Source organism: Sphingomonas sp. Leaf28 (assembly GCF_001421685.1).
GTDB lineage: Bacteria > Pseudomonadota > Alphaproteobacteria > Sphingomonadales > Sphingomonadaceae > Sphingomonas > Sphingomonas aurantiaca.
In genome coordinates, this window is sequence record NZ_LMKX01000009.1 from 498,751 (window position 1) to 506,787 (window position 8,037).

The window sequence follows — 8,037 nt, forward strand, 5'->3', positions numbered from 1 at the left end:
TGTGTCGCGGCGCGCGATGATGATGGGCGCGGCGGCGGTGACGGCCTGGGCGGCCAGTCCCGCGCGCGCGCTGCTCCAGCAGGCGGGCGGCGCGGCGACCGCGCTGCCCGCGTCGGTCGAGGCGTTGATCGGCCGGATGACGGCGATCGAGAAGGCCGGCCAGCTGACGCTGATGGCGGCGGCCTGGGCAGGGGGGGCTGCCACGTCGCTCAATCCCGCGGGCGGCTCGGCCAGCTTCGACGGTCAGCTTGGCGACGTGCGTGCCGGCCGGCTCGGCGGCGTGTTCAACGGCAATGGCGCGGTCATGGCGCACCGGATGCAGACCAGCGCGATGCGCGAGTCGAGGCTCCGGATTCCGCTGCTGTTCGCCGCCGACGTCATCCACGGCCTGCGCACCGTCTTTCCGGTGCCGCTGGCCGAGGCGGCGAGCTTCGATCCCGAGCTGGCCCGGCGCACCGCGCGGGCGGCGGGGGCAGAGGCGGCGGCGTCGGGGATCGACTGGACCTTTGCGCCGATGGTCGACATCGCCCGCGATGCGCGCTGGGGCCGCGGCGTCGAGGGGGCGGGCGAGGACGTGCTGCTCGGCCGGATGATGGCCGCGGCGCGAGTCCGCGGGTTCCAGGGCGAACGCGGCCTCGCGGCGCCCGACGCGGTCGCGTCCTGCGCCAAGCATTTCGCCGCCTATGGCGCGGCGGAAGCTGGGCTCGACTATAATTCGGTCGACATTTCGGAGCGCACGCTGCGCGAGACCTATTTCCCGGCATTCCAGTCCGCGTTCGCGGCGGGGTCGCCGACCGTGATGGCGTCGTTTAACGAGATCAACGGCGTGCCCGCGACCGCCAATCCCTGGCTGCTGACCGACGTGCTGCGCCGCGAATGGGGGTTCGGCGGGCTGGTCGTGTCCGATTACACCGGCGACGAGGAGCTGATCGCGCACGGGTTCGCCGCCGACGCCCGCGAGGCTACCAAGCTGGCCTTCATGGCCGGCGTCGACATGAGCATGCAGAGCGGCTTCTACCTCAAGCACCTGCCCGACCTGGTCGCGTCGGGCGACGTGCCGATGGCGCGGCTCGACGAGGCGGTCCGCCGCGTGCTGGCGCTAAAAGTCCAGCTCGGGCTGTTCGACGACCCGTTCCGCCGGATCGATCCCCGCCGTGAGAAGACGCGGATCCGCACGCGCGAGAGTCTGGCGCTCGCGCGGGAAGCGGGCGCGAAATCGATCGTGATGCTCAAGAACGACGGCGGTCTCCTGCCTCTGCCGCGCCAGGGCAAGCGGATCGCGCTGATCGGCCCGTTCGCGGCGGGGCAGCATGACCTGATCGGTCCATGGAACGTCTATGGCACCGACGCCGAGGCGGTCGACCTCGCGACGGGAGTCCGCGGGACCGTCGCCGATCCGTCGCTGATCAGCGTCTCGCCCGGCTCGGGCATCGACGAACCGCTGGCCGGGGGCATTGCCGCCGCGGTCGCCGCAGCGCGCGCGGCGGATATCGTCGTGCTCGCGATCGGCGAAAGCCAGCGCATGTCGGGCGAGGCGCAGTCGCGCGTCGACATCGTCGTTCCGCCCGCGCAGATGGCGCTGGTCGACGCGGTCGCCGCGACCGGCACGCCGATCGTCGTCCTGCTCCGCACCGGCCGCGCGCTCGCGCTGCACGGGGCCTTGCTCGACGTCCCCGCGATCCTCGTCACCTGGTTCCTCGGATCGCAGGACGGCCCCGCGATCGCCGACGTGCTGTTCGGCAAGACAGGCCCCTCGGCGCGCCTGCCGGTCTCGTTCCCGCATGCCACCGGGCAGGCGCCCTATCATTATGATCACAAGAGCACCGGGCGTCCCAATGCGCCGGGCCCGCTCACCGAATACAAGGCGCATTACCGCGAGTTCGCCAACGACGCGCTGTTCGCGTTCGGGCACGGCCTGACCTACGGCACGATCGGCTATACCGATCTCGATGTCGGGACTGGACGGATGGCGAGCGACGGGGCGCTTACCGTACACGCGACGATCGCCAACACGGGCACGCGCCCCGCCGAGGAGGTGGTGCAGCTCTACATCCGCGATCTCGCAGCGAGCATCACCCGCCCGGTGCGCGAGCTGAAAGCGTTCCGGAAGGTCGCGCTGAAGCCCGGCGAGCGCCAGCGCGTGTCGTTCACGCTCCGCCGCAGCGACCTGCTGTTCGTCGGCCGCGATCTGCGGCCGACGGTGGAGCCCGGCCGGTTCCAGATCTGGATCGCCCCCTCGGCGCAGGCCGAAGGCGTCTCGGGCGCGTTTACGCTCGCCTGAGCCGCAGCAATGTATCGCGGCGAAGCGGGATGGCGATCACCGCCACCAGCATCGCCGCGATCAGCACCGCGGGGCAGGCCAGCATCAGCCACCGTATCGCGCGCAGGCTGGTCGCGCCCTGCACGGCGCCCGCGACGAACCCGCTCGCCTGGTAGATCGCGCCGATCGCAAACCCCGCGCCGGCCAGCGCGATCTTCTGCACCAGCGCGAACGTGCCGAACGCGAGCGCCTCGACGCGCTTGCCGGTCCGCGCTTCGTCCCAGTCGACCGCGTCGGGCAGCAATGTCCACGCGGCGAGCGCGAACCCGACGAACGCCGCCTGCATCGCCAGCAGGAATGCAACCGTCCCCGTGCTGCCGGGGGCGCGGATCAGCGCGAAGACGGCGGGCACCGCCAGCGCCAGCGCGCCCGCGCCGATCCACGCGACACGCGCGCCCTGCGCACGGGCAAGCGCGGTCCAGACCGGCACCGCGACGAGGCTGCCGAGCGCCATACCGGCCAACGCGCGCGGGCCGCCGGGGGTATCGAGCAGCACGTAGCGGAAATAATAGAGCACCGACTGCGTCGTCAGCGCGGTCGCGGCGCCACCCAGTGCCGCCGCGACGTTAAGCGCGACAAACGCCCGGTTGCGCGCGAGCGTCACGAGGCCGGCGAAGATCGCAGGAGCCTCGGTGCGCGGGGCAGGGAGGCTCGGTTCGGGGACGCGCCACGCCATGATCGCGAGCAGCGGCACGCCCAGTATGGCGAGCAGCGCGCTAGCCGCGCCATAGCTGCCGGTCTTCTCCGCCAACCCCGGCAGCGCCAGCGCCACCAGCGCCGCGGCGGCCGATCCGAACCCCATGCGAAGCCCGGCCACCAGCGACCGGTCCCGGCTCGTCTGCGCCACGCGCGTCGTCCACGCCGCATAGGGTATGTTGGTGAACGCGTAGAGCGTCCGGAACAGGATCTGCGTCGCAAGCGCCCACAGTGCCGCACCCGCGGGCACGGCGAACATCGCGGCGAATGCCAGCCCCAGCGGCAGCGCGCCCCATCCGACCATCCGCCGATACGACAGCCGCATCCGCTCCGCCGCCGCACCCGCAAGAAAGTCGGCGGCACCATCCCAGATCGCGCCGATCATGAAGATCAGCCCGGCGGTGGCGGGCGGCAACGCCAACGCATCCATGTAGAAGAACAGCAGATAGAGGCTGATCGCCTGCCAGTAGAGATTGAACGCGAAGTCCCCCGCGCTGAACAGAACCAGCGTGGCGCGGGCGGGGGGCTGGGCCAGCGGGGCAGGCGCTTCGGGCGGCACGTCACGCATGGACATGGACCGTGAGAGCGGAGGGAGGAGGTGAGGGACGTCGGGTACTCGGAACCATGGCGCGTTCTCGCGGCTTGTCACGTCCAAGGCAACGATACACCGCGCCACTCGGCGCTGGCGCCTGCAAAGATCGGCGTATAAACAAGTGCATGCCCCGATCCCCCGCGTCCAAATCCCTCGCCCCGTCCTGTGCTGCGGCACTTGGTGTTGCGCTCGTCCTGCTGCCGTCTGCGGCGATGGCGGCGGGGCCGGTGCTGGCCGCCGGACGCTGGGACGTCACCTCCACCGTCACCGATATCGCCGTTCCTGGCGCGCCCGGGTTCATCCTGCGGATGATGCGCGGCAAGTCGAAGGCGGAGCACAAGCGGCTGCCCGCGGCGCAGGGCGTCGAGGCGTTGCTCGTCCCCGATCCGAAGGCAGGATGCCGGGTCGACAGTCAGCGGATTGCCGACGGACGCTACGCGCAGACGCTGAGCTGTCCGCAAAAGCGCGGCGAACCGATGCAGATCGTGCGCGCGGGCAGCTATGACGCGACCGGGTTCGTCGGGCAGGCGACCGTTACCGGCACGACACCCAAGGGCGGGATGCGGATCGTGCTGAACCAGCGCGCGGCGCGCATCGGCGACTAGGACTCGGCCAAGGTCGGGCGGAACGAAATCAGCGCGCGGCGAAGTTTTCGCGGCGTCCGCGCATCGCGTGATCGGTCCTGCGTTCAGTTCAAACTAGACTTCGCCCGCAGCACCTTTGCTGCGTGTGCAGAAGGACGTCGTAATGACCCTCGAATACCCCGCCGCCGTGCCGGCCGACCGCCACGAAATCCACAGCGATTCGCCGCCAGCACATCGTGCAACGCCGCGCCGGCCCTTCGAAGCCATCGACCTCGACTCCCAGTTCGATTCCATCACCGACACGCTCTGGACGTATATGCGCCAACGCAGCCGCCCGAGCTTCAACCCGGGGCTGCTCGCCGAATTCCGCCAGTGGCAGGACGATATCGTGACCGCGCAATCGTCGGGATCGATGCCGATCCGGTATGTCGTCCTTGGATCGCGGTTTCCCGGCGTCTTCTCGCTGGGTGGCGATCTGGACCTGTTCGCTGCGCATATCCGCAACGGGGACCGCGACGCGCTGGTCCGCTACGGTCGGGCCTGCGTCGAGATCCTGCATCGCAACATGCGCAGCCTCGACCGGCCGATCATCACGATCGGACTTGTCGAGGGCGATGCGCTCGGCGGCGGCTTCGAAGCGCTGTTATCGTTCAACGTCGTCATTGCCGAGCGCGGCACGCAATTCGGGCTGCCCGAGACCAATTTCGGGCTGTTCCCCGGGATGGGCGCGCACTGCTTCCTGTCGCGCCGGCTCGGTGCGGCGCGGGCGGAGCACATGATCCTGAGCGGGCGATCGTACAGTGCCGAAGAGCTGTATGACCTGGGCATCGTCCACGCGCTCGCCCATCCCGGCCAGGGGCGCGCCGAAGTCGAGACGTATATCCGCCAGAACCGGCGCCGTCACAGCGGGCACTGCGCGATCTACGAGGCGTCGCGCTCGGTCAACCCGCTGCCCCTGTCCGAGCTTCAGGCGGTCGTCGACCTGTGGGCGGACGCGGCGTTGCGGCTGAGCGACGCGGACCTGAAGCTCATGCGGCGGCTGGTCGGCGCGCAGACCAGGTTGCTCGACAAGGCGGCCTGATCGCTGCGGTCATGATCGCCCTTGTACTTTGATACCGTCGCCGGCGAGCATGGTTGCGACCATGGTCGCCGGCATCGGCCGTGCGAGGAGATAGCCCTGCACCGCATCGCAGCGCGTCCGCCGCAACTGGTCGAGCTGCGCTTGCGTCTCGATTCCCTCGGCCACCGTCCGCATGCCGAGCTTGGCGGCCAGATCGATGACCGTCTGCACGATCGCCACCGACGCCGGGCTCTGCTCGAGATCGGCGATGAACGACCGGTCGATCTTGAGCGTCTGGAACGGGAATTTGGTCAAATAGCTGAGCGACGAATAGCCGGTGCCAAAATCGTCGAGCGTCGTGCGGACATGGAGGCGGTTGATCGCGTCGAGCGCCGCGAGCGATGCCTCGATATCGTCGAGCAGCACAGACTCGGTCACTTCGAGTTCGAGCCGCTCCGCCTCCAGCCCGCTCGAGGCCAGCGCGCTCATGATGACCATCGGCAGGTTGGTCGCGCGCAACTGGACCGGCGACAGGTTGACCGCGATCTTCACATCGGCCGGCCAGCTGCTCGCCGTCCGGCACGCCTCGCGAATGACCCAGCTGCCGATCGGTACGATCAATCCATTGTCTTCGGCGATCGGAATGAATTCGGCCGGCGAGATCGATCCGTGGCGGCGATTGGTCCAGCGCAACAGCGCCTCGCAAGACAGGATGCGCTGGCCCGCAAGGTCGAAGATCGGCTGAAACACCAGCTGAAACTCCCCGCGTTCCAGTGCGCCCTGGAGTTCGCTGGCAAGATCGCGGCTGCGCTCGACCTTTTCGTCCATCAGGGGTTCGTAGAAGCACATCTGGCCGCGCCCGCTGTCCTTCGCACGGTACAGCGCGAGGTCGGCATTCTTGAGCAACGTGTCAGCATCGGTGCCGTCGACCGGCGCGATCGCGATGCCCAGCGACGCACCGACATGCAGCAGGCGGCCGTCATAATGAACCGGCTGCTCGACGAGATCGATGATTCTGCGCCCGATCGAGGCCGCGCCGTCGCGGTGCTCGACGTCGCAGACAACCGCGAACTCGTCGCCGCCCAGCCGCGCGACAATCCCCGTGCTGCCGAACGCCTCGTTCAGCCGGCGTGCGACTCCGGCCAGCAGCGCATTGCCCGCAAGATGCCCGAACGAGTCGTTGATCTCCTTGAAGCGATCCAGATCGATCCAGTGGATCGTCAGCCATCGCTCCGCGGTGCACAGCGTTCGCAGCCGCGCCTCGAATTGCTCGCGGAACGCGGTACGGTTGGCGACGCCCGTCAGATCGTCGCGGCGCGCGACCGCGGCATGATATTCCGCCAGCGCGACCTTCTCCCGGGAGACCGTGGTCGCCTGCAGGATCACGCCATAGGTCTGCAGCGTGATGTCCATCATCGCCACGACGAACAGCATGATCACCACGGCAAGCGCGATCTTCAGCGGGTCGAACGACAGGATCAGCCCAAAGGACAGCGGCAACGAGGCAAAGCATAATTGCGACAGCGCGATCCAGGGGCGGCCCGCATTGCGTCCCGCGATACCCGCCGCATAGCCGATCGTCGTGGTTACCGCGAGCAGCTGGAGCACCGCCTCGTCGGTATAGACCAGTGCCAGCAGCCCGAACACGCCGAGTAGCGCGGAGTAGGACAGCGCGCCGAACCGATAGAGCATCTCCTTGTCGGCAAGCTGCGAGGCGGTGGCGGCGCCGCGCCGCGCCGATCTCGGCCATATCCCGATCGCATCGCTAACCCGGATGCCGGCGACGATCAGGATCGCCACCGCGCACAGGATCATCGATCGACTGCCGCTGACGAGCGCGACCACGCCCATCATTCCGCTTGAGGTGATCGCACCGATCACGAGCGATTGCGGGGACGCGTAGAGCGAGCCGACAAGCGTCTCGCGCACAGAGGCGGCGATAGCGTGATCAGAGTGCCGGAGCTGCGTCAGGCGGGATATCAGACCAGTCATGACCACCGCCATGAACGACACAAGTGTATAAGCAACAAACAAAATCCTGAAAGCTGATCAAATGGTCGCAATTCCAAACGCTCGGCCCGTGATATCGGTCGCATAACGGCACGAACGCTTTGGCAAGCTGAACGGCGGACGCGAACAGACGGGTCAGACATAAGGTTTGCGTATCGCCGGTCCGCGTTTCCGGGTCGGTGCTTCCACCGCGAACGCCAGGCGTCATACGTCGTGGGCATGAAGGCTATGGCGTCATCTGCGCGGTCGGGTCGACGACCGCTGACCCGACTCCGTGCGCAAGGTCCGGGACTAGGCCATTCCAAGCGCTTGGCTGGCGCCCGCGTGGGTGGGTTGGGGGCGCAGAACGCGTGGGCGGGCAAAAATTGCCACAAATATGCAAGAAAGTGTTTGACGGGTSTGYGGGGTGGCCGTAGAGGGGTGTCACCGCAGCGGAGTGCCTCACCGGCTTCTGCAGCGGTCGCAAAAAACCAGATGCTCCAAGCTCTCCAAGCTTCCTGCAAGGGAGGTTATGCGAGTGTCGGTATTTTTGTCGGCTCTTTGACATTGTAGGTTTAGATGAAGGGACATGTGGGCGGCGGCTTGCGGTTTCCGGGCTCCTCAAGGGTTCGGGTAATCGTTTAAAGCTAAGTCGCTCTGGGTTTCCTTCGAAGTATTACTTCGAAGGGGGCCTTTCATATGTCCTTCACGTATCCATACGTAAAGAATATTGTGCAGAGCGGCTCCTTGAGATGAGCTGTCGTGTCGTGGAATTCCACTGCGACGTGATGGTGAC

Annotated in this window: 5 protein-coding genes; 3 read left to right on the top strand and 2 right to left on the bottom strand. The window is 67.7% G+C overall.

Translation table 11 applies throughout. The annotated features are described in order from the left end of the window. Positions 1 to 16 precede the first annotated feature (16 nt). Entirely contained in the window at positions 17 to 2,281 is a 2,265-nt protein-coding gene (locus ASE79_RS15455; RefSeq protein WP_082445363.1) for a glycoside hydrolase family 3 N-terminal domain-containing protein, read from the top strand. Here ASE79_RS15455 and ASE79_RS15460 read toward each other — a convergent pair. Then, positions 2,268 to 3,590 (bottom strand): MFS transporter, encoded by a 1,323-nt coding sequence (locus tag ASE79_RS15460; protein WP_235516961.1) that lies wholly within the window; start codon positions 3,588 to 3,590, stop codon positions 2,268 to 2,270. The genes ASE79_RS15455 and ASE79_RS15460 overlap by 14 nt on opposite strands. A gap of 143 nt (positions 3,591 to 3,733) precedes the next feature. Here ASE79_RS15460 and ASE79_RS15465 point away from each other — a divergent pair, with 143 nt between their 5' ends. Next, positions 3,734 to 4,213: a DUF3617 domain-containing protein gene (locus ASE79_RS15465; protein WP_082445343.1), complete on the top strand. Its 480-nt coding sequence runs from the start codon at positions 3,734 to 3,736 to the stop codon at positions 4,211 to 4,213. A 142-nt stretch (positions 4,214 to 4,355) separates the two neighbouring features. Continuing rightward, complete coding sequence (locus ASE79_RS15470) at positions 4,356 to 5,273, top strand: crotonase/enoyl-CoA hydratase family protein (protein ID WP_082445364.1); 918 nt, start codon at positions 4,356 to 4,358, stop codon at positions 5,271 to 5,273. A 9-nt stretch (positions 5,274 to 5,282) separates the two neighbouring features. Here the strand turns inward: ASE79_RS15470 and ASE79_RS15475 are convergent, their stop codons facing one another. Continuing rightward, positions 5,283 to 7,181: a putative bifunctional diguanylate cyclase/phosphodiesterase gene (locus ASE79_RS15475; protein ID WP_162237048.1), complete on the bottom strand. Its 1,899-nt coding sequence runs from the start codon at positions 7,179 to 7,181 to the stop codon at positions 5,283 to 5,285. Between the last annotated feature and the right edge of the window lie 856 nt (positions 7,182 to 8,037).

Excerpts from the sequence above, each read along its gene's own strand:
- ASE79_RS15455 (WP_082445363.1), top strand. The coding sequence starts at position 17 with ATGATGATGGGCGCGGCGGCGGTGACGGCCTGGGCGGCCAGTCCCGCG.
- ASE79_RS15460 (WP_235516961.1), bottom strand. The coding sequence starts at position 3,590 with ATGTCCATGCGTGACGTGCCGCCCGAAGCGCCTGCCCCGCTGGCCCAG.
- ASE79_RS15465 (WP_082445343.1), top strand. The coding sequence starts at position 3,734 with ATGCCCCGATCCCCCGCGTCCAAATCCCTCGCCCCGTCCTGTGCTGCG.
- ASE79_RS15470 (WP_082445364.1), top strand. The coding sequence starts at position 4,356 with ATGACCCTCGAATACCCCGCCGCCGTGCCGGCCGACCGCCACGAAATC.